The organism is Psychrobacter immobilis (assembly GCF_904846175.1).
GTDB classification, from domain to species: domain Bacteria; phylum Pseudomonadota; class Gammaproteobacteria; order Pseudomonadales; family Moraxellaceae; genus Psychrobacter; species Psychrobacter immobilis_E.
The window spans coordinates 1-1106 of sequence record NZ_CAJGZM010000027.1 but is presented as its reverse complement, the minus strand read 5'-3'; the positions used below and the strand labels follow the sequence as shown (position 1 = coordinate 1106).

1 protein-coding gene is annotated in these 1106 nt (G+C 43.6%); it reads right to left on the bottom strand.

From position 1 onward, the window contains the following. Positions 1 to 42: 42 nt before the first annotated feature. A complete protein-coding gene (locus tag JMW39_RS13160; RefSeq protein ID WP_201547282.1) occupies positions 43 to 1005 on the bottom strand; it encodes an IS30 family transposase in 963 nt (320 codons plus the stop codon). Between the last annotated feature and the right edge of the window lie 101 nt (positions 1006 to 1106).

Genomic DNA, 1106 nt, shown 5'->3' with positions numbered 1-1106 from the left:
CTTGGATTTATTCAAGTCTGTCATTTTTTATCCTACTTGGATTCAACATCGAAGTGCAACGCACCCGAAGCTAGATTTTACCTCAAGCGGTGTTCTAAACCCTAGCACCTTTCTAGGTCGATTATTTAAACTGTCTTCAATCGACTGAACTAAGTGCCTGCATAGGTTATCTAGACGCATCGACTTAGGTAGAAACTGACGAATTAAACCATTGGTATTCTCATTCGTTCCGCGCTCCCAAGAATGATAAGGCTGAGCGAAGTAAATATCAGCCTTTAACGCGGTTGCCATCGTTTCATGGTCAGCAAACTCTTTACCGTTGTCAAAGGTGATAGTTAACGCCTGCTCACCTTTTAGCATGCCAATACAAGCTTGTGTGACGACTTTTGCCTTGCGATTGGGTAGCGCTTTGATCTTAGTCTCTCGAGTCGTTCTATCTACTAAAGTGACAAGCACACCTTGATGCCCGTGACCAACCACCGTATCCCCTTCATAATCGCCCATACGACTGCGCGTATCAATGATACTAGGACGCTCAGTGATATCACAGCGGTTCGCTATTTTCCCACGCCTATCATTGCCTTGCAGATACCGTCTCTTATAACGCTTTTGACATCTAAGGGCGTTGTGTAGATCACCCCCTGCCTTTTTGTCAGTATAGATGTGTTGGTATATTGATTCATGGCTTGGGACATCTTGCCAACCTAGCATCCTCAGTCGCCCTGTGATCTGTTCAGGTGAGTATCTCTTGTTTAACAAGTGCTCAATATAGCACCAGCCAAAGCGGCTGATCTGTGCGCTATTCACAACTTTGCGCGCTTTTGCCAAACGATGGGCTTGTTTGGGACGATAACCCCTTTGTCCCATGTTTCGCTTTATCTCTCGACTAACCGTTGATTTATGACAGCCGATAATTCTAGCTATTTCGCTCATGCCTTTTTTAGCTTGCAATAGCGCTGATATTTGATATCTTTGCTCTTGGGTAAGATGTGTATAGTGTTTCATAACGTTCTGATATGTAGGAGTTGAAGTTTGAAATGCAACACGGCACATCTTACTCTTCAACTCATTCTTTTAAAACGTTGCACTTCTTATTTGAATCTAGG